Raw genomic sequence first — 24,411 nt, 5'->3', positions numbered from 1 at the left:
GGGTTAGGGTCGGCTAATGCATGACGCACCTCCGTCGACCGGCGGGGCCATCCTGCGCCGCACCACCCGGCGCCACCGTGTGCGACTCGTCGGTTCGTCGGCCCTGTTCTGTGTGCACCAGTTCTGCGAGACGATGGTGCCGGTCGCCATCGGTCTCATCATCGGCCGCGCGGTCGAGACCGGCGACGTCACCGCGATGATCGTCTCGTTGCTGGGGCTGGCGGGTCTGTTCGTCGTCCTCTCCTACGCGTACCGCATCGGCGCCCGCATCATCGTCGTCGCGATCGAGCGGGAAGCACACCTGCTACGCGTGGAGGTCGCGGGACGCGTGCTCGACCCGCGCGGCGTCCAGGTCGATCTCGGCCCCGGCGAGTTGTTGACGGTCAGCACCTCGGACGCCGAGAAGACCTCGTGGGCGCTCGACGCCATCGCCCGGGTCGCCGCCGCGGTCACCGCCCTCGTCGTCACGGCGGTGGCACTTCTCGTCATCGATGTGCCGCTCGGGCTGGCCGTCGTCATCGGCACGCCTGTCCTTCTCCTTCTCCTGCAGTTGTGTGCGCCGTTCCTCACCCGCGCCGCGACCGATCAGCAGGCGGAGGTGGCCCGCGTCTCAGGTCTCGCCACCGATCTCGTCAGCGGCGTACGGCCCCTCCGCGGTATCGGCGCCGAGGACGTCGCGTCCCGGCGGTTCGTACAGTCGAGCCGACGTGCACTGGCCGCGACGATGCGTCTGGCCCGTGGCAACAGCGTGTATCTCGGTGTCTCGGCAACGGTGGGCGCGCTGCTGTCCGCCGCCGTGGCCGGCACGGCCGGGTTCCTCGCTCTCGAGGGCCGAATCTCCGTCGCCGAGTTGATCACTGTCGTCGGACTGGCGCAGTTCCTCATCGAGCCGCTGAGTTCGCTCTCCCGACTTCCCGGCTTCCTCGCGGTCATCCGCGGATCAGCGGACCGGTTGGCATTGGTTCTCGGCGCCGACCCGGTGGTCACCTCCACCGGTACGCGGTCCCCCGACACCTCGTCCGTCGGACTCGACGACCTGTCCTACGGGACGTTGACGCATCTCGACCTGCATCTAGGGCGCGGCGAGATCGTCGGCGTCGTCGCCTACCGGCCGCAGGACGCCGATGCATTGGCCGCCGTCCTCTCCGGGCAGGTGTCGCCCGACGACGTCACCGGACGGCTGACGGTCGGCGGCGTCGACGTGACCGAGCTCGCGCTCCCCGAGGTCCGCCGCACCGTGCTGGTGGAACCGCATACGTCGGATCTGTTCGCCGGCACGGTGCGGTCCAACATCGCCCTGGACCGCGGGAGCGACCTCGACGCCGCGGTGACCGCCTCCGCCGTCACCGACATCGTCGCCATGCACGACGGCGGTCTCGACCATCCGGTGACCGACCGCGGTGCCAGCCTGTCCGGTGGGCAACGCCAACGAGTCGCCCTCGCCCGCGCACTCGCGGCGCAGCCACCGGTACTCGTCCTCCACGATCCGACCACCGCCGTCGACGCGGTGACCGAACACGCCATCGCCACCGGCATCGCGGGACTGCGTCACGACGGCGACGCCCGCACCCAGACGACGGTGCTCATCACCACCAGCCCCGCGCTCCTCGCGGTCACCGACCGCGTCGTCGTGCTCGACGAGGGGCGCGTCGCGACCGTCGGCACCCACCACGGGTTGGCGGAGACGGACGAGCGCTACCGAGAGGCGGTTCTGCGATGACCGAACCGACCGCACTGCTGCCCATCGCGAGTGGACGGCGATGCTGGGCGTTCCTTCGCGGCGAACTCCGTGCGCGGCGGGGATCGGTCGCGCTCACCGTCGCCATCGGCGTGGTCGCGGCGGCGATGGCGCTGATTCCCGTGTACGTCTTCGGCATGCTCGTCGATCGGGTGACCGAGGGCGCACCGACGTCCACGATCGTCGGTGTCGTGACGGTCATCGGCGCCGCGGCGGTCGCGGGCGGTGTCTTCACCGGGATCGGCGCCTACACCGTCAGTCTGCTCGGCGAGAAGATGTTGGCCTCGCTGCGCGAGCGCGTCCTCGGTCGCGCACTCCACCTCCCGGTGAGCACACTGGAGCGAGTCGGCAAGGGAGACCTGCTCTCCCGCGTCGGGGACGACATCGCGGTGATGGCGAAATCGCTCGGCGAAGTGGTGCCGAACATCCTCGCGGCCGTGCTGCTGGTCCTGCTCAGTCTGATCACGATGCTCGGGCTCGACTGGCGTCTGGGACTCGCGGGCATGGTCGCGATCCCGATGTACGTGATGGCCCTGCACTGGTATCTGCCGCGGTCCGCCCCGATGTACGCCGCCGAGCGCGTCGCGATGGCGGAGCGCGCCCAGTCTCTGGTCAGCAGCATGCAGGGGGCCCGCACCGTGCGGGCGTACGGCATGGAGGGTGAGCACCTCGCGCGCATCGACGCATCGTCCGGCAAGGCTCGCGACATCGCCGTCACCGTCTTCCGTCTCTTCACCCGGTTCGGCTCGCGCAGCAACCGGGCGGAGTGCGTCGGCCTCTCGGTCATCCTCACCGTCGGCTTCCTGCTGGTGCGCGAGGACGCCGTCACCGTCGGTCAGACCACCGCGGCGGCACTGCTGTTCCACCGGCTCTTCAACCCGATCGGCATGCTGCTGTACTCGTTCGACGACATCCAGTCGGCCGGGGCCTCCCTCGCACGACTGGTGGGCGTCATCGATCTGCCCGACGACCGCTCCCCCGGGACCGAGGCGGAGCCCGCCGACGGCACCGTCGTCGTGACGAACCTCCGCCACTCCTACGACGGGGTCGACGACGTCCTGCACGGGATCGATCTGCGGATCGACGACGGCACGACGGTGGCGCTGGTCGGCTCGACCGGCGCCGGCAAGTCCACCATCGCCGCGCTCGTGGCGGGCTCGATGCGAGCGGACTCCGGATCGGTCCGGGTGGGCGGGGTGTCGCTCGACGACATCGGCTCCGATCGACTGCGCCGGCACGTCGCGATCGTCAGCCAGGAGGTGCACGTGTTCGCCGGACCGCTCATCGACGATCTGCGGCTCGCGGCACCGGACGCGGATCGGGAGACGGTCGAACACGCGCTGCGGACGGTCGGCGCGCACTCGTGGGTGAGCACCCTCGAGGACGGTCTCGACACGGTGGTCGGCGAGGGCGGCGTCGAGCTGACTCCGTCTCGCGCGCAACAGATCGCATTGGCCCGTATCGTCCTGGCCGATCCGGCGGTCGCCGTCCTCGACGAAGCCACCGCCGAGGCCGGCAGCGCCGGCGCGCGCGACCTCGAGGAGGCCGCCCGGGCCGCCACTCGCGGACGGACGACGATCGTCGTCGCCCACCGCCTCACCCAGGCGGCGAGCGCCGACAGCGTCGTGGTGCTCGAGCACGGCCGCATCGTCGAGCAGGGGCCGCACCGGGACCTGGTGGAGGCCGGCGGCCGGTACTCCGAACTCTGGTCCGCGTGGCGAGGGCGCTAGTCCTCACGTCGTCAGACGGAGCGACGGAACAGCCGCGAGCTCGCCCGGCACCGCGGCACCGGACGTGACCACCAGCGCGTACTCCCCGGCATCGCGCACGGTCGCGCCACGGCGGAACACGCGCAGACGCCCGGGATCGCGGCCCTCGGCCCGCATCGCCTCGACGTCCTCGGGGGTCGGCTCGCGCGCGACGGACGCCGACACCGTGCCGCCCGGCTCGGCGGACGGTTCGGGCAGCGGGAGGTCGGGAGCGAGCGGGTCGGTGTCCAGCAGGAGAGCCGTGCGGCCCGGCCGCACCAGCGCTGCAGCGACCGTCAGCAGACGGGGGTTCGTCGTCCGCACCTGCGCGGATCGGCCACGGTGCAGGGCCCGCAGGGCGGACCACTCCTCCGTACCCGGGTCGAACAGCTCTGCGGGCGCGCCCATCTCGATCATCGAGGACACCACGGCACTGGGCGTGGTGTCGCCGACCGTCAGGGGCCAGCGCGGGAAGAGGGATCCGGGCCAGACGTACCCGATCTCCCCCGCCCAGTCGGCCGGGTACGCCTGCGGCGCCTTCGCGGCCAGGGCGCGACGATGGCTCGCATGCACCGAGTCGTCACCGAGCCAGGGCGGCAGTCGGCCGTCGTCGCGCAACTCGTCGTACGTCCACGCACGCCCGTCGCTGTAGTCGAGGAGCCGTGCCTCCAGGGCCTCCGCCCGCCCGCGGGCCGCCCACTCCCGGCAGGTCGCGATCCCGTAGGCCACGAGCGCCGGGGTGAATCCCCGCCACATCACCACCGCCGGGTGGTTCTTCCACCCGTAGGAGGGCCATACCAGGGCGCGCAGGATCTGGAAGGTCTCGACGCGTTGCTTCCCGAGCCGCTTGTCGTCGAGCAGCTGTGCGCTGCGGGCGAAGCCGGGGTCGGGGAGGAACGTCTGCATCCCGAGAGGGTGACCGAGGAGGGCCGCGTCGAAACGAGGGTACCGCTGCGGAGTTGCGACCTGCTCGAGTCGAAACCCGGGGCGGGTCGACCGCCCGCGAACTGCGTCAGGTGCGCCGGGCCGTCTGACGCGCGACCGTGCGCACGGGCCCGGTACTCCCGCGCACGACGAGTGACGGCTCGACCACCAGCTCGGCGGGCGCGAGGCTCTCGTCCTCGAGGCGGGCGATGGCGAACCGCACCGCCGTCGCGGCCAGACCCTCGGCGTCCTGCCGGACGGTCGTGAGATCGATGCGCGAGAGGTGCGCCAGCTCGCTGTCGTCGTATCCCACTACCGAGACATCATCGGGCACAGCGATTCCGGCGCGGTGGAACGCGTCCATCAGTCCCACCGCGCACAGATCGTTGCCGGCCATCACCGCGGTGGGCACCCGCCGCTCGGCGACCATGCGCGTTCCGGCGGCACTGCCCGCCTCCTCGGTGTGCGCACCCGGCCACACCACGGCGGGAAGACCGCGCTCGTCCATCGCGGCACGGAAGGCGGCGCGACGCTCGGTCGCACCGGAGTCGGTACCACCGTCGACGTGGTGGATGTCCACGTGCCCGAGACCGACGAGGTGGTCGACCGCCTGACGCACTCCGTGGTCGTCGGCGCTGCGCACGATGTCGAAGTCGGTGGCGGGCAGGGCCCGTCCGATCATGACCACCACGGCCCGCTCCTCGAGATGCGCGACGTACTCGGGTGAGGACGACGGACCGAGCAGGATCACGCCTTCGCAGCGATGGCTGAGCAGCGCCTCGATCGCCTTCGTCTCGTCCCGGCCGGGCGCACTCGCGGACAGCAACACCTCGTACCCGGCCGCCTCGGCCACGGGATAGATGTGGGTCACGAGATCGGCCTGGAACGGCTGTCGCACGTCGATCACGACCCCCAACGTCCTGCTCCGCCCGCGCGCGAGGAGTCGCGCAGCGTTGTCGGGTCGATAGTCGAGTTCGCGCGCAGCGGCGAGGACACGGTCGCGAGTGTCGTCACTCGCACCCGGTTTGCCACTGAGGACGAACGACACCAGGGTCCGGGACACTCCCGCCAGAGCGGCGACGTCACTCATCGTCGTCTTGCGGCTGCGGGGCGGCGTGGACACCGGCACTCCTCTGGGACGGGGCTTGACACGGAAGCGTGATCCACCTCATAGTAGCTTAAGCGCGTTACTTAAGCGCGTTAGTGCCACAGCACGAGCGCCGGACATTCTTCGAGAGGAACCCCCGAGACATGAGCACGATTCGCGTCGGATCCGCCCCCGACTCCTGGGGAGTGTGGTTCCCCGAGGATCCTCAGCAGACCCCGTACGGCCGCTTCCTCGACGAGGTGTCGGCGTCGGGCTACGAGTGGATCGAACTGGGCCCGTACGGCTACCTGCCCACTGATCCGCAGAAGCTGCTGTCGGAGTTGGGCTCTCGGGGTCTCAAGCTGTCGGCGGGCACGGTGTTCGAACACCTGCACCAGGACGACGCGTGGGACGCGGTGTGGACTCAGATCGAGGACGTCGCCAAGCTGACCGCCGCCGCCGGCGGCAAGCACGTCGTCGTCATCCCCGAGATGTGGCGTGACCCCTCCACCGGCGCGGTGCTCGAGGACCGCGACCTCACGGCGGACCAGTGGCGCAAGAAGACCGAGGGCATGAACGAGCTCGGCAAGCGCATGTTCGAGCAGTACGGCGTCAAGGCGCAGTACCACCCGCACGCCGACAGCCACGTCGACACCGAGGAGAACGTGTACCGCTTCCTCGACGGCACCTCGAGCGAGTTCGTGAACCTGTGCCTCGACACCGGCCACATCAGCTACTGCGGCGGTGACAACATCGCGATCATCGAGCGGGCGCCCGAGCGCATCGGGTACCTCCACCTCAAGCAGGTGAACGAGGAGGTCCGCGCCAGGGTCGCAGCGGAGGATCTGCCGTTCGGCGAGGCCGTCAAACTCGGCGCCATGACGGAACCGCCGCTCGGCATCCCGGACATGCCCCCGCTCCTGAAGACCATCGAGCGCCTCGCGGACGACGGCAAGCTCACCGCGGACATCTTCGCGATCGTCGAGCAGGACATGTACCCGTGCGCCGTCGACGCTCCCCTGCCGATCGCGCAGCGCACCCGGAAGTACCTGGGCTCCTGCGGCATTCCCGCCGTCACGTTCGCCTGACCACACTTTCGCACCTACAGAAACGGATTGACACGATGACCACCGAACTCCGCATCGCGGTCCTGGGTGTCGGCATGATGGGTGCCGATCACGTCGCCCGCATCACCTCGAAGATCACCGGCGCCCGCGTCGCCGTGATCAACGACTACGTCAGCGCGAAGGCCCACGAACTCGCCGCGACCATCCCCGGCTGCCGCGTCGTCGAGGATCCCCTCGACGCGATCGCCGACCCCGAGGTCGACGCCGTCGTCCTGGCCACTCCCGGCCCGACCCACGAGAAGCAGCTTCTCGCGTGTCTCGAGCACGGCAAGCCCGTCATGTGCGAGAAGCCGCTGACCACCGATGTGGCCACGTCCCTCGCCGTCGTGGAAGCTGAGGCCGCGCTGGGCAAGAAGCTCATCCAGGTCGGATTCATGCGCCGCTTCGACACCGAGTACGACCAGCTCAAGGCACTCATCGATTCCGGCGAGCTCGGCCGTCCGCTGGTGGTGCACTGCGCACACCGCAACCCCGCCGTGCCGCCGCACTTCGACAGCGCGATGATCGTGCGCGACTCGCTGGTGCACGAGGTGGACGTCACGCGCTTCCTCCTCGACGAGGAGATCACGTCGGTGCAGATCATCAGCCCGTCGGCCAATCCGTCGGCACCGCAGGGCCTGCGGGATCCGCAGATCGCCATCTTCACCACGGAGTCCGGTCGACACGTCGACGCCGAGGTGTTCGTCACCACCGGCGTCGCCTACGAGGTGCGCACCGAGGTCGTGGCCGAGCACGGCAGCGCGATGATCGGTCTCGACGTCGGCCTCGTCCGCAAGTCCGCTCCCGGAACCTGGGGCGGCACCATCACTCCCGGCTTCGTGCAGCGCTTCGGCCAGGCCTACGACACCGAGATCCAGCGCTGGGTCGACGCGGTGAAGGCCGGCGCCGAGACGGGCAACTACGTCGACGGCCCCGGAGCGTGGGACGGATACGCTGCAGCCGCGGTGTGCGAGGCCGGCGTGAAGGCGCTCGAGTCCGGTGCCCCGGTCGCCGTCGAGATGGTGCAGCGCTCGTCCATCGTCGGAGCCTGAGATGAAGATCGCGCTCGATCCGACGCCGTTTCATCATTCGCATTCGCTGCTCGAGCTGCCCGCCGTGGTGGCCGATCTGGGGTACGAGTGGTTGCAGCTGACGCCGCACGTGGACATGATCCCGTTCTTCGGCCATCCCAAGGCCGATGACGGGTTGGTCGCGAAGTTCCGCAAGGCGTGCTCGGACGCCGGCGTCGGGATCGCGTCGGTGTTGCCCGTGCTGCGGTGGTCCGGTCCCGACGAGGACGCCCGCGAGGCGGCCGTGCGCTACTGGAAGCGGGCCATCCAGATCACCGTCGACCTCGGGGTGTCGACGATGAACACGGAGTTCTCCGGTCGACCGGAGAAGCCGGAGGAGTCCGAGCGGGCGTTCTACCGGTCGATGGAGGAACTGGTCCCCATCATCGAGCGCGAGGGGCTCGACGTCCTGATCGATCCGCATCCGGACGATTTCGTCGAGGACGGGCTCGCCGCGATCCGCACCATCCGCGGGATCAACTCCCCGAACATCGGCATGGTGATCGTGGCGTGCCACCAGTTCCACATGGGTGGTGACCTGCCGGCGATCATGGCCGCCGCCGGGGACATGGTGCGTCTTGTGCACGTGGCGGACACGATGGATCATCACCGCTCGCACGGGTTGCGGTACATCACCAATCCGCCCGGCAACGCGGTGCGGGTGCACCAGCATCTGAAGATCGGCGACGGGGACGTCGACTGGGACCAGTTCTTCGGCGGCCTGGGCTCACTCGGGTTCTACGACAACGACACCGTCATGGTGTCGAGTGTTTTCGCCGAGAACGAGAACGCCCACGACGTCTCCCGCTACCAGCTCGAGACGATGACCCGGTACGTCGAGAAGTACCGGGCCTGATCGCCTCTCACGAGAAGTGTCAGGACGGCTGGACCCCGGGGGTGCGCACGATCATGGGCACCCCCGGGAACACCGCCGCCATCTCGGCGCGCGACTTCCGCAGCGCCGCAGTGCCGTAGCCCTTCTTCCGGTGTCCGGGGTGGATCCACACCCGGAGGTCGATGTCGCCACCGGCGAGCTCGCCGAAGACGATGCCCACCTTCTCCGCGCCCTCGCGTGCGACGAACCACGCGGCCTGCTCGGAGTCGAGGCGGTCCCGTGCCGCCGCCAGCTCGGTGTCCAGATCACCGGCTGCTCCGCCGGATCCGTCACCCGCGGAACCGACGTCCGCGAGGCGGGCGGCGAACAGGTCGCGGTCGTCGTCCGAGAACGCTTCCAGCACCAGGGTCTCTCCCGCGCTGGCGGGACGCTCGGCCAACGTGAAGTTCAGGCGGCTGTCCAAGTCCTCGAGCTCGGCGGCGTTGCTCCGGCGGGCGTCCTTGGTGAGGCTGGCGAACGACATGCCCATGACGGCCTCGCCGCCCAACCGTGACGTGCCGAGCAGGGTGGCGATCGCCTCCACGGCGTCGGGCCGGGTCTCGGCCTCGACGATGACGTCGAGCACCTCGTGACGACGTTCGAAGGCCGCCAGTAGGGCGGACGTGATCTCTCGGCGAGCGGCAACATGATCGTGATCGGTCATCGCGTGATCATAGGGCTTCGCCCCCGTGCGCGGTTTGCGTACTCGGGGATGCGCGAAAGGCTCACGGGGGGATCATGGACCCATGCACCCGAGACCGCTGCGCAGGATGGGTTTTCTCACGATCGGACTGTTCGACGGGGACGACCCCGCGGCCGGGCACGAGTCGACGCTCGCGATCATCGAACTGGGCGAACGTCTCGGCTTCGACAGCGCCTGGTTGCGGCATCGCCACCTGCAGTACGGCATCTCCTCCCCCGTCGCCGTGCTGGCCGCCGCATCGCAGCGGACCTCGCGAATCGAGTTCGGCACCGCCGTGACTCCGCTGGGGTGGGAGAACCCGGTGCGGCTGGCCGAGGACCTCGCCACCGTCGACATCCTGTCCGGCGGGCGCCTGAATCCCGGGGTCAGCGTGGGCCCGCCGATGAACTTCGACCGGCTCAGGGATGCGCTGTACCCCGACACCGCCGATCGGGAGGACTTCAGCTACGCCAGGGTCGAGCGGCTCCTCGCCGCGATCCGAGGCGATCGTCTGACGGACTTCGAGGGGATGGACGGCATCGAGGTGCATTCCTCACGCGCACAGCCTCATTCGCCCGGTCTCGCGTCCCGGATGTGGTACGGCGGCGCGTCGCTCGGGTCGGCTCGCTGGGCCGGCGCGAACGGTATGAACTTCCTGACGAGCAGCGTCGTGAAGGCCGAGGAGGACGACGACTTCGACCGCATCCAGCTCTCCCACATCGAGGCGTTCCGCTCGGCACACTCGGCGGGGAACGGTGCTCGGGTCTCGCAGGGCTTGGTGGTGATTCCGACCGACTCGGCCACACCGAGCCAGCGTGCCCGCTACCAGGAGTACGCCGATGCCCGTCTGGGCCGCACCCTGTCACCGGTCGGCCCGGCCCGCCTGCTGTTCGCTCCCGATCTGGTGGGCACCACCGAGCAGCTCGTGGAGCAGTTGCAGGCGCGCGCAGCCTTCCGGGAGATCGACGAGGTGGCGTTCGCTCTGCCTTTCAGCTTCGACCACGACGACTACGTGCAGATTCTCACCGACATGGCGACGACGCTCGGGCCGGCGCTCGGGTGGTCACCGGCCGGTGGGCTCGAGGAGTAGACGCGCGGCAGCACGCGCACGGTCGAAGGGCCGCTCGACCACTCCCATTCCCGCGCACACCAGCGCGCCCTCGTGCACGAGCATCAGCAGGTCGGCCGTGCCCACCGGATCGGGCACTCCTGCGGCCGCGAGGATGTCGACGAACAGATCGGCCATCCAGCGCTTCTGCCCGATGATCACCGGATAGGCCGGGTGGGCGGGGTCGCTGATCTCCGCGTGCGCGTTGACCATGCTGCATCCCTTGCCACTTCGCTGCGCCGTCCACTCGGCCGAGGCGACGAGCACCGCATCGATCCGATCGCCGGCCTCGTCGGCGGAGACGGCACCCAGCCGGACGGCGAGGAACTCGCGCCACTGACGGTCACGTTCCCGCAGGTACTCCACGACGAGCCGTTCCTTGGACTCGAAACGGTCGTACAACGTCTTCTTCGTGACGCCGGCTCGCGCCGCGATCGTGTCGACGCCGACCGCGTGAATGCCCTGCTCGTAGAACAGCTCGTCGGCCGCGGCCAGCACGGCACGCGCCTTCGGCGTCCAGGCGACCTCGGATGTCATGTTTCGAACTATACCGATCTGTGTAGTCTGCTGTCATGAGTAGACAGATCGGTATACCTGTGGATCGACGCACTGCCGTCGGGTCGGTACTGGCGGGCGCGGCGTTCGTACTCTGCTGGTCGTCCGGTTTCATCGGCGCGAAGATCAGCGGTGAGGACGCTGCCGTCACCACCGTCCTGATGTGGCGGTTCCTCCCCCTCGCCCTGCTGCTCGCACCGACGTGGCTCCTCGGGTCTCGCCGAGTTCGAGGCCCGGACCTGCGGCGGCAGGTGATCGTGGGCTTTCTGTCGCAGTCCGGCTACCTCCTCACCGTGTACTGGGCCATCGGCCTCGGGGTCTCTACCGGCACCACGGCCCTCGTCGACGGAGTGCAGCCACTCGTCGCGGCAGCGCTGGCGGGCCCCCTGCTGGGCGCGGCGGCCTCGGGCCGACAATGGATCGGGCTCCTGATCGGTGCTCTCGGCGTCGCGCTCGCCACCGTTGCGGACGCCACGGCGACCACCGCGACCACCCCGGCGTGGGCCTACCTCGTTCCGCTGGTGGGAATGATGTCTCTGGTCGCCGCGACCTTCGTCGACCGTCGCGCCCAGCGACCGGCACCCTTCAGCGCCCTCGGAATCCACTGCGCCACATCGGCCGTCGTCTTCACCGCCGGCGCGGTCGCGACGGGCACCGCGTTACCGCCGACGACACTCGACTTCTGGGCGGCGACGGCGGGACTGGTGGTGTTCGCGACGTTCGGCGGGTACGGGCTGTACTGGTATCTGCTCGACCGGGTGGGGGTGACGAGGGTGAACGCTCTGATGTTCCTCGTACCGCCCGTCACCACCGTGTGGGGCGCCCTGCTCTTCGGCGAGCCGTTCACCGCCCTCACCGCGATCGGTCTGGCGCTGACCTTCGTGGCCATCACTGTCGTCACGATGCGTCCCCGGGCCGGAACCCGACGGGACATCCCGGAGTCGTCGCTAGCATCGGTGTCATGACGGACGGCCTAGAGTACACCGAGGACGGCCACCACATCGTGATCGACGGGCGGAAGTGGCGCGCCACCGATCCCGACATTCCCGAGGAGCGCAGCGCCGAACTGCGGTCGATCCTGATGGCGTGGCGACGCGACGTCCGCCGGACCGGCGGCGCCACGGAGTCCCGCGCCGGTGTACAGGCCGCCAAGGTCGCTCTCGGCGAGCGCGGCACGCCGTGGTGGGAACAGTCCGACGACGAACGCCGCGCGCGTTGGGAGACCGACGTCCCGAGGCCCGGTACCGACGACGCGTAGTCGGCCGCCGTCCGGGTAACCCTCGCCCATGGCCGACGACCGCGCCCCCGCCCCCGCCCCGCGACCGCGCAGCGTGCTCCCACCCGTGCTCCACGATCAGCCGATCCGGGCACGCGGGCGAGACCTCGTGCGTGTCGCCGATCTGGACGAGAGCGGCGTGGCCGAGGTGCGCACCGACGACCACGGGGTGCTCGCGGTCGGCATCCGGCCCGACGGGACACCGTTCGCCGTCGGGAACACGTGCCGACACCAACTCGCCAAGCTCGGGCGCGGGCGGGTGACCGAGAACGGCTGCCTCCAGTGCCCCTGGCACAGGGCGGAATTCGACGTGACCGACGGGTCCATGGTGTCCGGGCCCAAGGGAGTGATCTTCGGTTTCCCGCCCTACTCCGCAGTGGTGGCCGCCGTCGGACGCGCCGTACCGCTCACCACCGCGCAGGTGGAGATCGTCGACGGCGTCATCCGACTCGCTCACTGACCACGTCCGCGGGGATCCTGTCGAACCACGGCCGCGCCACCTCGAGCTCCGCGGCGAGCACCAGCAGCCGAGTCTCCCCACCCGGTGGCGCCAGGAAGTGCACGCCGACGGGCAGACCGTCGACTGTCGCCGAGAGCGGAACACTCATCGCCGGCCGCCCGGTCAGATTGGCCGATTGCGTGTACGGGACAGCGGACAGGCTGCGCATCACCGCGTCCTGCACCGCGCCGAGCCGTCCGAGAATCGGTCCGAGTCGCAGCGCGAGCGCGAGCCGGGCGCCCACCCTCTCGACGAACGGGGTGTCGAAAGCGCCGATCAGCGGCGCGGGACCCGCCGTCGTGGGTGTCATGAGCAGATCGAAGCGGCGGTGGAATGCAGCGATGGCGCGGACGTGGTCCTGCCAGCGTGCCAGTGCCGCACCGTGATCCACCGCTCTCGTGGCGCGCCCGATCTCGGCGAGGACCAGCGTGTCGAGTTCGAACTGCGTTGTGGTGGGCCGCGCCGTGGCCGACGCGGACGACACCTCGGCGGCGAGGTGGACGAACCACGGCACGAGGAAGTCTCGGGCCAGCTGCTCCTCGTCGAACGGCGAGGCGACCTCCTCGACGGTGTGGCCCAGTTCGACGAGCAGGTCGCGGGCGCGGTCGAGCGCGGCGAGGACGTCCGGGTGGGGTGCGTCGTTCAGCGCCGATCGCGTCGCGACCCCGATCCGGAGCCGAGGACCCGGCCGGCCGAGTGCCTCCACATAAGACGTCGACGGGGCCGCGAACTCGAAGGGAGCGTCGTCGTCCGAGCCGCGCACGATGTCGAGGAACGCGGCCGAGTCGCGCACGGAGCGGGTGAGCACACCGGTGACGGCGCTCCCGAAGAGCATCTCCCCGGCGCGGGGCCCGGCAGGGACGACTGCCCGGCCAGGCTTGAGTCCGAACAGGCCGCAGTACGCCGCGGGGATGCGGATGGAGCCGCCGCCGTCACTGGCGCCGGCGACGGGCACGATGCCCGACGCCACCGCGGCGGCCGAACCACCGGAGGAGCCACCGGGTGTGCGGGCGGGATCCCACGGGTTGCGGGTCGCACCGTGCGCCTGCGGCTCGGTGACTCCCTTGGCGCCGAATTCGGGTACGGCCGTGCGTCCCAGGACGACGACCCCGGCGTCGAGCCACCGTTGCACCACGGTGTCCGTGACCCGGGGCCTGGACGACGCCCCCGAGCGTGACCCCGACGTCTCGACGATCCCGGCCTGAGCCTGGAAGAGATCCTTGAGCAGGAACGGCACTCCCGCCATCGGACCGGACAAGGCGCCCGCGGCCCGCACTCGCGCGGCATCCTCCTGCCACTGCACGAGGGCGTTCAGGGTGGGATCCACCTCGCGCGCTCGCATGATCGCGACCTCGACCAACTCCGCGGCCGTCACGTCGCCGGACGCGACCAGCTGGGCGAGCCCGGTCGCGTCGTGGGCCCGATACTCGTCGAATCTCATGGCGCTCAGACTAGGTGCGAGTGCCGCCGACGAGCGCCGGTGTCGTCGAAGTCTGGACACCGCACGGCCCGTGACCCCGCGAACCGATCACGTTCCAGCAGAGACGATCGCTCGGTCCACGATGCGCCGCAGCTGCTGCTGCTCTGCCTCGTTCCGAGGTGCGTAGAGGTAGAGATAGCTGTCCGGCAGTCCCACGAGGGAACGCCCGGCCAGCGGATGCCGCTCTCCCCAGCCACGCGAGACGATCTCGGCGACGTCCCGCGGATCGGCGACCACGTGCATCGACCCCTGCGCGTCGTGCACGTGGGCGATCTCTCCGCGAGCACGCCGAGCGGCGGCGCTGCGCGGGTGATCGACGTGGAGCGCGTCGCCTCGACGTTCCAGATGGCTACGCGCGCTGTGGCGCGCAGACCTGGCGTACGACGAACCGTGTTCATGACCCACCCCCATGTGCGACGGCCCCCACGACCGACCGTCGCATCATGCCCCGGGTGCACCCGACGAGCAACGGGCTCGTCGCACACGAGAGTCAGTGCGCGGCGACCGCCTCGGCGGGCCGCACGGCCTTGTAGGCGAGTGCACCGACCACACCACCGATCAACGGGAAGACCAGGAACACCCACAGTTGCGAGAGTGCGCTTCCGCCGGCGATCAGCGCAGGCCCGATGGAGCGCGCCGGGTTGACCGACGTCGAGTCGACCCCGATGGCGAGCAGATGCACGAACGCGAGCGTCAGTCCGATCGGAACCCCGGCTGCCGCAACGGAATGCGGCCCTGTCACGCCGAGTACGACCAGCACGAGAACTGCCGTTGCCACGATCTCCACGATCGCGACGGCGAGAAGCGAGTAGTTTCCTGCCGAGGCGTCGCCGTATCCGTTGGCGCCGAGACCGTCGACCGTCCGGTCGTATCCGGGTCGACCCGTCGCCATGGCGTAGACCACCAGGGCGCCGACGAATCCGCCGATCACCTGTGCGGCGGCGTATCCGGCGGCGCGGGCGGCCGTCATGCGGCCCGTGACGAGGAACGCGAGCGTGACCGCCGGGTTGATGTGGCAACCGGACACGGGTCCGAGCACGAACACCATCGCGAGCAGTGTCAGGCCGAAGGCGAGCGCGATTCCGGTGGTGCCGACGTCGTCGCCCGCCAGGACGGCGGTGCCCACACCTCCGATCACGAGAACGGCGGTGCCGATGGCCTCGGCGATGTAGACGGTGAACTTGGTCATCGTCGTCCTCCTCGTCGGGTGCGGCGCTCGTCGATCTTGCGCTTGGCGTAGCCCCACGTCACGCGGCCCAGGCCCTCGAAGAGTCGGCTGGACAGGCTCCGACGGGCGCTCATGCGCGCACCTCGTCGGTGCGTTTCTCGATCGTGGTCATCATGGTTCCTCTCTTCGACCGGCCCGCGGAGTGCGAGTCGGTGTGTGTGGTCGGACGAGACTGTGGTCAGGCGGCCGTGCGGTGGCCACCGACCTGCACGTCGTGCACGACGACGTCGACGCGGCTGCAGGTGAGTCCGGTCAGTGCCGTCACCGCGCTGGAGACGTTGCGGCGGACGTCCGCTGCGACGTCGGCGATGGATATTCCGTAGTCCGCCACCAGATCGAGCGAGACGACTGCGGTGCGGTCGTCCACCTCGACCGACACCCCCTGTGTGTGCCTCGCCCCGTCGACGCCCACTGCGGACCGGAGTACGTCGAGCGCACGAGAACCGGCCGGTTCCAGGGCGTGGAGGCCCGGTACCTCTCGTGCGGCGATGCCGGCGACGGTGGCGACCACGGCGTCCGCGACGACTGTGCGGCCGCGATCTCTGCGGTCGGTTCGGTCGTCACTGTGGTCGACGGTCGATGCGACGGACGTCCTCACGGCGTTTCCTGTCGCAGTCTGCGGGGCGTTCACTTCAGGTCCTCTCTCTGGACTGTGACGGCTCGTCACAGTCATTGAGTCGGGTCCTCACCACGAAAACGCACGTCGGAAATCAAGTGATGCGCATCACATCGGTTTGCGTGTGATCCTGCGCGGGAACAGTCACATCGGGGAAATTAGTTGCTTCATCAATCTTCGGGGTGGGTCACTCCGACGGCGGTTCGGGGGGGAACAGTGCTCAGTCGTCCGTCGATCGCGCCCGATCCCGGTAGTCCCGACGTGGCCGGTGATGTCAGCCTCCCGTCCATCGCAGCACCGTCGGCGGACCGCGACACGTCCACTCGTCCGACGTTCGCCGCCGACCACCGCGAGCTCGGCGATCGCGCCCTCGCCGCCGCCGCGGGCATGGGCGACCGACGCGCGTTCGAGGAGATCGTGCGCCGACTCGGACCGGACATGCTGCGCTACGCGACCCACCTCCTGTCCGACCGAGGCGCTGCCGAGGACATCGTCCAGGACGCGTTGGTCGACGCCTGGCGCGGACTGCGCCACTTCCGTTCCGACTCGTCGCTGCGCACCTGGTTGTTCAGCGTCGTTTCCCACAAGGTGACGGATCATCGGCGGCGCCGCAGCATCGCGCCCGTCGAGGACTGGGTGTTCGAGAGGCCGAGCCAGGACCCGAGGGACGACCCGTCGCGCACCGTGTCCGACGCCGACTTCCTGTCCGCGTTGGACGATGCCCTCGCTGAGCTACCGTATCGCCAGCGGGCCTGCTGGTTGCTCCGTGAGGTCGAGGGCATGAAGCACACCGAGATCGGCACGGTCATGGCCCTCTCCCCCGGTGCCGTCCGCGGCCACCTCACGCGTGCACGCGCCACACTCGAGACACGATTGGAGACGTGGAGATGACGTCGGGTCAGCCTGATTCGACACCGCCGCAGACGGATTCGACGCTCCGCCGAGCCGCGAGCGTGCTGCGCGACGCGCCCGTGCACGGGTGGGTGGACATCAGCGCCGCCGCCCTCTCACGCGTGCGAGCCGCCGGGGTCCGGACGTGGCCCCTCGACGCCCGCTACCCCGACGAGGGCGTCGTCGAGGGAGTGGACGTCGACGCGGACACCCTTCGGGTCAGTGACGTCGTCGTCCGTATCGCCGTCCGCAGCGCCGTCGCCGAGGTGGCGGGCACAGAGCCCGCCGACATCTCGCTCTACACCGAGGGTCACCGGTGCACGGGCGGTCTGGTGACGGTGATCGCCGCCTACGGCACGGATCTCCAGGAGGCCGGCGATCTCGTCGCGAGCCGGGCAGCTGCCGCTCTGACGGATGTCCTCGGACTTCCCTACAGCGCCGACGACATCGGCGTCGTGATCGCGGAGATCGACGCCCCCGACCAGGCGACGGCGTCTACTTCACCATCGTGAACTGGCGGACGTCGATCAGTTCCCGCCGGAAGAAGTCGGCGCAGCCGGGCAGGTACCGCATGTAGGTCTGGTACATCGCCTCGTCGGCGATGGCGACGGCTTCGTCCTTCCTCGCCTCCAGCGCGGCCGACCACAGATCGAGCGTTCGAGCGTAGTGCTGTTGCAGCGACTGGACCTTCTCCACGCGGAAGCCGGCTCGCTCGCCCTTCTCGATCACCACCTGCGGGATCGGGAGCTCGCCGCCGGGAAAGATCTCGCGGCCGATGAAGTCGGCGAAGTCCATGTCCGCCCGCGTCACGCGCGACTTCTGCCGGAACATGTCGCGGCCGAGTTGCACGATGGTGTGCAGCATCATCCGGCCGTCCCCGGGCAGGATCGAGTAGGCGCGGGCGAAGAAGTCGTCGTAGCGGGGGGAGGTGAAGTGCTCGAAGGCGCCGATGCTGACGATGCGATCGACCGGCTCGTCGAACTCCTCCCACCCCTGCAGCCGCACCTCGGTGGTGCGTCCCGTGTCGAGCCCGTTCAGCATCGCCGACACGTGCTCGTACTGGTTCCTGCTCAGGGTCAGACCGACGACGTTCACGTCGTACTTCTCCACCGCTCGCCGAAGCGTCGCGCCCCACCCGCAGCCGACGTCGAGCAGACGCATGCCCGGACGGAGGTCGCACTTGGACAGCGACAGGTCGATCTTCGCGAGCTGCGCTTCCTCGAGTGTCATGTCCTCGCGCTCGAAGTACGCACAGCTGTAGGTCTGCGTCGGATCGAGGAAGAGCCTGAAGAACTCGTCCGAGAGGTCGTAGTGAGCTTGGACGTCGTCGTAGAACGGCTGAAGATCGGACACTGAGTTCCTCCACGGGTCACCGGACAACCGAGCCCCACCCGACGGTGGTGCTGCGGCGCCCGTGTTCCCGCGATCGTCGCGTCGAAACACGCCGTCAGATCCTCGATCAGGGAGTTTCGGTCGGTCCGACCGCGGTACCCGTGCCCGACCGCGTCACCGAACACCGGAGGTGACCGAAACGGATGAAGGAGACGACGATGCCTGCAGGACAGACCGGATTCGACGACGTGACGTTCGACCTCGTGTCGGTGCAGTACCACGCCCTCAAGGCCGGACACGACTACGGACAGTACGTCCGCGATGCACGCAACGCGGGTCGCGACGACATCGCCGAGTTCTTCGAGAACGTCATGGCCGAGGACACGCAGCGCGCACACCGGTGCCACGAGTTCCTCGCCCAGCTGACGAGCTCGACCAGCGGCAGCTGACGCGCCGACACGCACGACGAGAGGACACGTATGAAGGCAGTGGTGTGGCACGGAACCGGCGACATCCGACTCGACGACGTCGACGATCCGGTCCTGCAGAATCCGACCGACGCGATCGTGCGCGTCACCGCGAGCGCGATCTGCGGCACCGATCTGCACATGGTGCGCGGAACGATGCCAGGAATGAAACCGGGCACCGTCCTGGGGCACGAAGCCGTCGGCGTGGTGGAAGAGCTGGGCTCGGCGGTCCGCGGCTTCTCCGTGGGAGACCGCGTAGTGGTCTGTTCCACGATGTCGTGCGGGTGGTGCTCCTACTGCCGGGCCGGCTACACCGCGCAGTGCGACAACGCGAACCCCGGCGGTCCGCTCGCGGGGACGAGCTTCTTCGGCGGTCCGGAGGCCACGGGCTCGATCGACGGTCTCCAGGCGGAGCGGGTGCGCGTCCCCTGGGCGCCGAACACGCTGGTGCGGGTACCGGACGGAGTGAGCGACGATCAGGCCATCCTGGTCTCGGACATCTATCCGACGGCGTGGTTCGGTGCCGAACTCGCCAAGGTGCGTGACGGCGACACCGTGGTGGTGTTCGGCGCCGGCGTGGTGGGACAGTTCGCAGCGGCATCGGCGAAGCAACAGGGCGCGGGACGAGTGATGGTCGTCGACGGCATCGCCTCCCGACTCGAGGCGGCCCGGCGACAGAATGCCGAGACGATCGACTTCAACGCAGAGGATCCCGTCGAGGCCGTTCTCGATCTCACCGGAGGGATCGGCGCCGACCGGGTGATCGACGCCGTCGGTGTCGATGCGCAGACACCGTCGAGCGGTCCCGCCGCGGATGAGGCCGGACAGCAGCGCGAGACGTTCGCGAGCGAAGTGCAGCAAGCTGCACCGGATGCTGCGCCGAACGGCGACCTGTGGAGGCCGGGTGACGGTCCCAGCCAGGCGCTGCGGTGGGCCGTCCAGGCCGTGGCCAAGGCCGGCACCATCGGCATCCTCGGTGTGTATCCCCCCACCTTCGACGGCTTTCCCATCGGCACCGTCCTGAATCGCAACCTCACCGTGCAGGCCGGGAACTGCAACCACCGCCGCTACGTGCCGATGCTGCTCGACCGTGTCGCGAGCGGGTCGTTCGATCCGTTGAACTTCATCACGCAGACCGAGACACCGGTCACGGCCGTCGATGCCTACGAAAGTTTCGACCGTCGGGAGGAGGGCTGGCTCAAAACTGTTCTTGCAGTGAGCTGATCGACGGTGACTCGATCGACACCGCGTCCGCCGCACCCGCCGTACGTGCGAGTGCGGCGGACGCCGTCCTCACATCGGTGTGCCCGGCGCGGCCAGCAGGTCGCGGCACGCCCGCGCGCATCGCCGACATGCGTCCGCACACGCGGCGCAGTGCTCGTGCATCCCCGCATGCCGGGCGCACTCGTCGGCACAGTCGTCGCACGCGGACGCACAGGCGATCAGCGCGGCGCGTGCCGTCTCGGACCGGGCACCGCTCCGCGTGATGATCCGGGCGGTCGCGGCACACAGGTCGGCGCAGTCCTGATCGAGTCGAATGCACGACCTGAGTCGCGCGACGGAATCCTCGGCGAGGCAGGCGTCGGCACAGACGGTGCACGCCGTCGAACAGTCGAGACACGCCTCCACACAGGCCGCCACCAGTGCACGATCACCATCGAGGGGATGGGTGGCCAGTAGGTCCGTCACGGTCGTCATCGCTGCTCCTTCGTCGCACGGATCGCGTCGGTGTCGGCTACCCGCGGACCGTCGGCGGAAACGGCGCGTACGACGTCGCGTCAGCCCAGGGTGACCGGCAGCAGACCGCGGGACGTGTGGCGAGCGATCTGCTCCAACGCCGGACCGAGGCGCGGATACTCGAACTCGAAATCACTGCGCCGCAACACCTCGGGATCCACCCACCGACTCTTCAGGACCAGTTCCGGTTCGGTGCGGATGACAGCGGCGCCGGCGTGCAGCAACCATGCGGGGGTCGCGACACCTCGTGACCGTCCCAGGTGACGTCGGACCTCGCGCATCATGGTGGCGTTGTCCACGGCGAACGGTGTCGCGAGGTTCACCGGTCCCGCGATGTCCTCGCGCGCGTACAGATGGTCGATGGACCGGAGCACGTCCGCGACGTGGATCCAGCTGAACATCTGTGTGCCGTCACCCATCCGGCCGCCGAGTCCGAGCCGCGCCAGATCGATGAGGGGGTTGACGGCGCCGCCACCGGCACCCAGGACGATCGCCATGCGCAGAGCGATCTTGCGGACGCCGGTGGGCGCGTCGAACAGTTCGCGCTCCCACGCGCGGGCCACCTCGACGGAGAAACCCGTCCCCACGTCCCCGTCCCGCTCCGTCATCGGCCGGTCACGAGCATCGCGGTAGATGGTTCCGGTGCTGGCGTTGAACCACAGGTCCGGAGCGCGGTCCACACGCGAGAGGGCCTGGCCCAGTGCGGCCGTCGTCTCCACCCGCGAGGAGAAGATGACGTCGGCGGTACTCTTGGTGTAGCGGCAGCTCACCGAACGGCCCGCCAGATTGATCACCATGTCGGCTCCGTCGAGGACACGGGTCAACCGGTCACGGTCCGACCACGACGCGTCGTTGACGGCGCCGCGGCCCACGGATCTCACGTCGATTCCCCGGTCCCGATACGCCCTCGCGAGGTACTGCCCGATGTATCCCGTCGCTCCACAGATCACGACGGTCCGTACGTCTCTCGTCATCGCCCGCTTCCCTTCTCGGATGTCATGGTGTCCACCAGCCCGACGATGTCGCCGAGCAGTCCTCGCGCGACCGGCAGTCGGGACAGGCTGATCGTCTTCGTGACGACGGGAACGAGACCGTCGACGAGCGCGCGGGTGCGGCGTTGGTCGTCGGATCCGTCCGTGACCCAGTGCAGGGTCACACCCAGGTACGCGACCCACAGCAACGTGGGGAGACGACTCTCCAGCGATGCCGGTCCGCGCTGCTTGGACTTCTGCAGAGTCAGTCGCATGAGGTCCACGGCCATGTCTCGCGCGGCGGACGATTCGGGCGAGAAGGGACTGGAGGTCGACTGCAGGGGAAGCGCCGACTGGAGGAACGAGCCGCCGAAGCTTCGGTAAGGGTGCATCACGTCGAGACCGGCGTGCAGCACCGCCGAGAGGTTGTCCGCCAGCGAGGCGCCGTCACGGAGCAGGGGTATCGCGCGCGTCCGATGCTCGCGTTGGACGACGAGATACAGCTCGTGGACCAACTCGTCCTTGCCGGCGAAGTAGTAGTAGGCATTGCCCAGCGAGACGCCCGCCTCGGTCGCGATGCGCCGCATCGTGGTCGCCTGGAACCCGTCCTCCCGGAAGAGTCGAAGCGCCACCTCCACCAACCGCTCCCGCGTCGCCGTGTCTCGCACCATTGTCGGACTCCCGTCTTGAACGTGTTCAACAACGACCGTAGCGAAGTTGAACACGTTCAACAAGTGCCACCATGAACTCGCGACGAGAATCGAGGGGAGGGTGCGATCAGGAGATACGGCGACGGCGAACCGCCGTCACGACCGCGCTGACGACGAGGATCAGACCGAGAAACTGGAGTCCCGGTGAGTCGTCGGCGCCGCCGAGAACGATCGCCGCCAGACCGAGCACCCCGAGCAGCGCGACGACGAACCATCCGTTCATGGTCGACACGCTACTCGGCCGTCCGGTTCATGACGTTTGTCATCGCTCGACCGTGACGGTGTCATCTCGACCGATGCGTCCTGGCACTGCCGGTCCTGCCGCACGATCCGAAGAATTGTTCTCATGAAGCAACCAGACGAAGGAAACCTCTTCACCGACCTCATGGAGATCGGACCCGCGCCGACCCCGGCCCGCGAACTGGTGGTGGCCGTCATCTCGGTGGCCCTCATCGCGGTGCTGATCGCGATCGTCGGAGTCTCGGTGCCGACCGTGGCAGCGGCTGCCGTCGTCGCCGCGTTCCTCGCCGTCCGCGTCGCCGTCGGGCGTCGGCACTGGGGGCGAGCGTCATGACCGTCATCGAGGTGTCGGGAATGACCCGCCGCTACGGCTCCGGCAAGACAGCGTACGACGCGGTCCGCAACCTCGACCTCGACATCGCGGAGGGCGAACTGTTCGGACTGCTCGGCACCAACGGCGCCGGCAAGACGTCGACTCTGGAAGTCGTCCAGGGTCTGTCGCGTCCCAGCGAGGGCACGGTCCGCATCCTGGGACTCGACCCCGTCGCGGATCGGAGAAAGGTCCGGCCCGCCCTGGGCATCATGCTGCAGAAGGGTGGACTACCGCAGGACCTGACCGCGGCCGAGAGCCTGCGGATGTGGGCCGGCACGTGCAGCGATCCACTGCCTGTCGACGACGTCCTGGCGCGCGTCGATCTCGAAGCCCGTGCGGACACCCGAGTGAAGTTCCTGTCGGGCGGCGAGCAGCGTCGTCTCGATCTCGCCTGCGCGATCATCAGCCGACCGCGAGTCCTGTTCCTGGACGAACCGACCACCGGACTCGATCCCGAGAGTCGGCGCAACACGTGGCAGCTCATTCAGGAGCTCAAGAACTCCGGGGTGACCATCATGCTCACCACGCACTATCTCGACGAGGCGGAATCGCTGTGCGATCGGTTGGCGATCATGCACCGCGGCAGCGTCGTTCGCAGCGGAACGGTCGACGACGTGGTCGCCGGTCACCCGGCGCGCATCGAGCTGAAGGACCCGCGGACCGCACTGCCGCAACTCCCGGGAGCCGACGTCGACCGGAAGGGCGACACGGTGTCGATCACGACGAACTCGGTACAGGAGACGCTGACCGAGTTGCTCGTGTGGGCCCGCGACAGCGGCGTCACCCTGCACGGTCTCGACGCGCGAGCCGCGTCTCTCGAGACCGTGTTCCTCTCCATCGCAGACACATTCGACGACCCCGAGGTGATCACGGCATGAGTACGATGACCGCACTGTCCCGAGCGGAATTCACGCTCCTCGGACGCAACCGCGTCCTTCTCTTCAACGCTCTGGTCATGCCCCTCGTCCTGCCGATCGTCCTTCTGGTCGTCGCGGGTCGAGACGGTGGGCTCACCGACGCCGGCGTGTCGGCCGCGCTGGAGATCTTCGCCCTGTTCCTGCTGGTGTTCCTGGTCTACTACAACCTCCTGTCGGTCTACGCGACGCGTCGAGACGAGTTGGTGCTCAAACGTCTCCGCACCGGGGAGAGCACGGACGCACAGATCCTTCTCGGACCCGCGGTGCCGTCGTTCCTCCTGACCCTCCTCCTCGGAGTGATCGTCGGCGTGGTCGTGGTGGTCCTCGGCGGCGGCACTCCCGTCAACGTCCTGCTCATCGCGGCGGCACTGGTCGGTGGTGCGGCGCTCTTCGCCGCACTGGCCCTCATCACGTCCGCCTTCACCCGCAACGCGGAAGCAGCACAGATCACCAGCCTGCCCGTCATCCTGCTGGCGATGCTCGGATCGTCACTACTGCGCGACGTGGTACCCGAGTCCCTCGCCGACGTGGTGGCTCTGACACCGATGGCCGCGGTCAGCGATCTCCTGAACCTCGGGTGGTTCGGCACCACCTCGGTGGGTGATGCCGCCGGTGGCGCCGACTCGGTGGGCTTCGCGTCGACGTTCGCGGAGGCTGGTCAGCCGGCTCTCGTCATGCTCGCCTGGATCGCGGGCAGCGTCCTGATCGCCCGGACCCACTTCCGCTGGGAACCGCGCTCCTGACGTCCCGCCACCGACCGTCCGATCTGCAAGGCTGGAGAC

Annotated in this window: 29 protein-coding genes; 16 read left to right on the top strand and 13 right to left on the bottom strand. The window is 69.1% G+C overall.

The features are described from left to right. The first annotated feature begins 16 nt into the window (after window positions 1-16). Both HQ306_RS07190 and HQ306_RS07185 read left to right on the top strand, forming a co-directional pair. On the top strand, window positions 17-1,720 hold the full coding sequence (locus HQ306_RS07190) for an ABC transporter ATP-binding protein (protein ID WP_222630073.1): 1,704 nt from the start codon (window positions 17-19) through the stop codon (window positions 1,718-1,720). Beyond that, window positions 1,717-3,468, top strand: a complete 1,752-nt coding sequence (locus HQ306_RS07185; protein WP_222630070.1) for an ABC transporter ATP-binding protein — start codon at window positions 1,717-1,719, stop codon at window positions 3,466-3,468. Before HQ306_RS07190 ends, HQ306_RS07185 begins: the two co-directional genes overlap by 4 nt. 3 nt (window positions 3,469-3,471) lie before the next feature. Here the strand turns inward: HQ306_RS07185 and HQ306_RS07180 are convergent, their stop codons facing one another. Further along, entirely contained in the window at window positions 3,472-4,392 is a 921-nt protein-coding gene (locus tag HQ306_RS07180) for an MSMEG_6728 family protein (protein WP_222630068.1), read from the bottom strand. Between the two features lie 106 nt (window positions 4,393-4,498). After that, window positions 4,499-5,500, bottom strand: coding sequence for a LacI family DNA-binding transcriptional regulator (locus HQ306_RS07175; RefSeq protein WP_037185774.1), 1,002 nt, complete (start codon window positions 5,498-5,500; stop codon window positions 4,499-4,501). Window positions 5,501-5,661: 161 nt separating this feature from the next. Between HQ306_RS07175 and HQ306_RS07170 the strand changes: the two genes are divergently transcribed. From HQ306_RS07170 to HQ306_RS07160, 3 genes are read left to right on the top strand one after another with little or no spacing between them, the layout of a single operon-like run. Then, window positions 5,662-6,585 (top strand): sugar phosphate isomerase/epimerase, encoded by a 924-nt coding sequence (locus tag HQ306_RS07170; protein ID WP_027505594.1) that lies wholly within the window; start codon window positions 5,662-5,664, stop codon window positions 6,583-6,585. 35 nt (window positions 6,586-6,620) lie between these two features. After that, window positions 6,621-7,655, top strand: a complete 1,035-nt coding sequence (locus tag HQ306_RS07165) for a Gfo/Idh/MocA family protein (protein ID WP_222630066.1) — start codon at window positions 6,621-6,623, stop codon at window positions 7,653-7,655. Between the two features lies 1 nt (window position 7,656). Continuing rightward, window positions 7,657-8,529 (top strand): sugar phosphate isomerase/epimerase family protein, encoded by an 873-nt coding sequence (locus HQ306_RS07160; RefSeq protein ID WP_222630064.1) that lies wholly within the window; start codon window positions 7,657-7,659, stop codon window positions 8,527-8,529. 19 nt (window positions 8,530-8,548) lie between these two features. Here HQ306_RS07160 and HQ306_RS07155 read toward each other — a convergent pair whose 3' ends face one another. Beyond that, window positions 8,549-9,211, bottom strand: coding sequence for a GNAT family N-acetyltransferase (locus HQ306_RS07155; RefSeq protein WP_027505591.1), 663 nt, complete (start codon window positions 9,209-9,211; stop codon window positions 8,549-8,551). A gap of 82 nt (window positions 9,212-9,293) precedes the next feature. Between HQ306_RS07155 and HQ306_RS07150 the strand changes: the two genes are divergently transcribed. Next, window positions 9,294-10,319 (top strand): LLM class flavin-dependent oxidoreductase, encoded by a 1,026-nt coding sequence (locus tag HQ306_RS07150; protein WP_056448617.1) that lies wholly within the window; start codon window positions 9,294-9,296, stop codon window positions 10,317-10,319. Here the strand turns inward: HQ306_RS07150 and HQ306_RS07145 are convergent. Then, window positions 10,293-10,874, bottom strand: a complete 582-nt coding sequence (locus HQ306_RS07145; RefSeq protein ID WP_222630061.1) for a TetR/AcrR family transcriptional regulator — start codon at window positions 10,872-10,874, stop codon at window positions 10,293-10,295. The genes HQ306_RS07150 and HQ306_RS07145 overlap by 27 nt on opposite strands. A gap of 35 nt (window positions 10,875-10,909) precedes the next feature. Here HQ306_RS07145 and HQ306_RS07140 point away from each other — a divergent pair, with 35 nt between their 5' ends. Genes HQ306_RS07140 through HQ306_RS07130 form a run of 3 tightly spaced genes read left to right on the top strand, consistent with a single transcriptional unit; the run spans window position 10,910 to window position 12,628 of the window. After that, on the top strand, window positions 10,910-11,857 hold the full coding sequence (locus HQ306_RS07140) for a DMT family transporter (protein WP_222630047.1): 948 nt from the start codon (window positions 10,910-10,912) through the stop codon (window positions 11,855-11,857). Further along, window positions 11,854-12,150 carry a hypothetical protein gene (locus HQ306_RS07135; protein WP_222630033.1) on the top strand — a complete coding sequence of 99 codons (297 nt, stop codon included), beginning with the start codon at window positions 11,854-11,856 and terminating at the stop codon, window positions 12,148-12,150. Before HQ306_RS07140 ends, HQ306_RS07135 begins: the two co-directional genes overlap by 4 nt. 28 nt (window positions 12,151-12,178) lie before the next feature. Beyond that, entirely contained in the window at window positions 12,179-12,628 is a 450-nt protein-coding gene (locus tag HQ306_RS07130) for a Rieske 2Fe-2S domain-containing protein (RefSeq protein WP_222630030.1), read from the top strand. Here the strand turns inward: HQ306_RS07130 and HQ306_RS07125 are convergent. From HQ306_RS07125 to HQ306_RS07110, 4 genes are all read right to left on the bottom strand, one after another. After that, window positions 12,609-14,108 carry an amidase gene (locus HQ306_RS07125; RefSeq protein WP_222630026.1) on the bottom strand — a complete coding sequence of 500 codons (1,500 nt, stop codon included), beginning with the start codon at window positions 14,106-14,108 and terminating at the stop codon, window positions 12,609-12,611. The genes HQ306_RS07130 and HQ306_RS07125 overlap by 20 nt on opposite strands. 87 nt (window positions 14,109-14,195) lie before the next feature. Next, entirely contained in the window at window positions 14,196-14,411 is a 216-nt protein-coding gene (locus HQ306_RS22760; RefSeq protein WP_374197713.1) for a hypothetical protein, read from the bottom strand. A 226-nt stretch (window positions 14,412-14,637) separates the two neighbouring features. Further along, window positions 14,638-15,336: an aquaporin gene (locus HQ306_RS07115; protein ID WP_222630006.1), complete on the bottom strand. Its 699-nt coding sequence runs from the start codon at window positions 15,334-15,336 to the stop codon at window positions 14,638-14,640. 217 nt (window positions 15,337-15,553) lie between these two features. Further along, entirely contained in the window at window positions 15,554-15,973 is a 420-nt protein-coding gene (locus HQ306_RS07110; RefSeq protein WP_222630003.1) for an Asp23/Gls24 family envelope stress response protein, read from the bottom strand. A gap of 234 nt (window positions 15,974-16,207) precedes the next feature. Here HQ306_RS07110 and HQ306_RS07105 point away from each other — a divergent pair, with 234 nt between their 5' ends. Beyond that, on the top strand, window positions 16,208-16,882 hold the full coding sequence (locus HQ306_RS07105) for an RNA polymerase sigma factor (protein ID WP_231476307.1): 675 nt from the start codon (window positions 16,208-16,210) through the stop codon (window positions 16,880-16,882). Continuing rightward, window positions 16,873-17,394 carry a hypothetical protein gene (locus tag HQ306_RS07100; RefSeq protein WP_222630002.1) on the top strand — a complete coding sequence of 174 codons (522 nt, stop codon included), beginning with the start codon at window positions 16,873-16,875 and terminating at the stop codon, window positions 17,392-17,394. Before HQ306_RS07105 ends, HQ306_RS07100 begins: the two co-directional genes overlap by 10 nt. On the opposite strand, the gene HQ306_RS07095 is transcribed toward HQ306_RS07100, so the two are convergent. Continuing rightward, a complete protein-coding gene (locus HQ306_RS07095) occupies window positions 17,378-18,235 on the bottom strand; it encodes a cyclopropane mycolic acid synthase family methyltransferase (RefSeq protein WP_222629999.1) in 858 nt (285 codons plus the stop codon). The genes HQ306_RS07100 and HQ306_RS07095 overlap by 17 nt on opposite strands. Before the next feature lie 197 nt (window positions 18,236-18,432). Here HQ306_RS07095 and HQ306_RS07090 point away from each other — a divergent pair, with 197 nt between their 5' ends. Beyond that, window positions 18,433-18,663 carry an acyl carrier protein gene (locus tag HQ306_RS07090; protein ID WP_222629984.1) on the top strand — a complete coding sequence of 77 codons (231 nt, stop codon included), beginning with the start codon at window positions 18,433-18,435 and terminating at the stop codon, window positions 18,661-18,663. Between the two features lie 30 nt (window positions 18,664-18,693). Further along, the gene (locus HQ306_RS07085) at window positions 18,694-19,905 is read left to right on the top strand and encodes an alcohol dehydrogenase catalytic domain-containing protein (protein ID WP_222629981.1); all 1,212 of its coding nucleotides are present in this window, start codon (window positions 18,694-18,696) and stop codon (window positions 19,903-19,905) included. 69 nt (window positions 19,906-19,974) lie between these two features. On the opposite strand, the gene HQ306_RS07080 is transcribed toward HQ306_RS07085, so the two are convergent. The 4 genes from HQ306_RS07080 to HQ306_RS07065 all read right to left on the bottom strand — a co-directional run bounded on the left by HQ306_RS07080 (window position 19,975) and on the right by HQ306_RS07065 (window position 22,322). Continuing rightward, the gene (locus HQ306_RS07080; RefSeq protein ID WP_027505583.1) at window positions 19,975-20,379 is read right to left on the bottom strand and encodes a four-helix bundle copper-binding protein; all 405 of its coding nucleotides are present in this window, start codon (window positions 20,377-20,379) and stop codon (window positions 19,975-19,977) included. Window positions 20,380-20,459: 80 nt separating this feature from the next. After that, entirely contained in the window at window positions 20,460-21,392 is a 933-nt protein-coding gene (locus HQ306_RS07075) for a TIGR01777 family oxidoreductase (RefSeq protein WP_222629978.1), read from the bottom strand. After that, window positions 21,389-22,060, bottom strand: a complete 672-nt coding sequence (locus tag HQ306_RS07070; RefSeq protein ID WP_222629975.1) for a TetR family transcriptional regulator — start codon at window positions 22,058-22,060, stop codon at window positions 21,389-21,391. Before HQ306_RS07070 ends, HQ306_RS07075 begins: the two co-directional genes overlap by 4 nt. A 106-nt stretch (window positions 22,061-22,166) precedes the next feature. Then, entirely contained in the window at window positions 22,167-22,322 is a 156-nt protein-coding gene (locus HQ306_RS07065; RefSeq protein WP_197027779.1) for a hypothetical protein, read from the bottom strand. Window positions 22,323-22,445: 123 nt separating this feature from the next. Between HQ306_RS07065 and HQ306_RS07060 the strand changes: the two genes are divergently transcribed. Genes HQ306_RS07060 through HQ306_RS07050 form a run of 3 tightly spaced genes read left to right on the top strand, consistent with a single transcriptional unit; the run spans window position 22,446 to window position 24,372 of the window. Next, complete coding sequence (locus HQ306_RS07060; protein ID WP_056448660.1) at window positions 22,446-22,673, top strand: hypothetical protein; 228 nt, start codon at window positions 22,446-22,448, stop codon at window positions 22,671-22,673. After that, window positions 22,670-23,590: an ABC transporter ATP-binding protein gene (locus HQ306_RS07055; protein ID WP_222629972.1), complete on the top strand. Its 921-nt coding sequence runs from the start codon at window positions 22,670-22,672 to the stop codon at window positions 23,588-23,590. The genes HQ306_RS07060 and HQ306_RS07055 overlap by 4 nt, the downstream gene beginning before the upstream one ends. Further along, window positions 23,587-24,372, top strand: a complete 786-nt coding sequence (locus tag HQ306_RS07050; protein ID WP_027505580.1) for an ABC transporter permease — start codon at window positions 23,587-23,589, stop codon at window positions 24,370-24,372. Before HQ306_RS07055 ends, HQ306_RS07050 begins: the two co-directional genes overlap by 4 nt. Window positions 24,373-24,411 lie beyond the last annotated feature (39 nt).

Origin of the sequence: Rhodococcus sp. BP-160 (assembly GCF_019836205.1) — a bacterium.
GTDB lineage: Bacteria > Actinomycetota > Actinomycetes > Mycobacteriales > Mycobacteriaceae > Rhodococcoides.
Note: the sequence above shows the minus strand (reverse complement) of the source record. Positions and strands in the feature narration are given on the sequence as shown.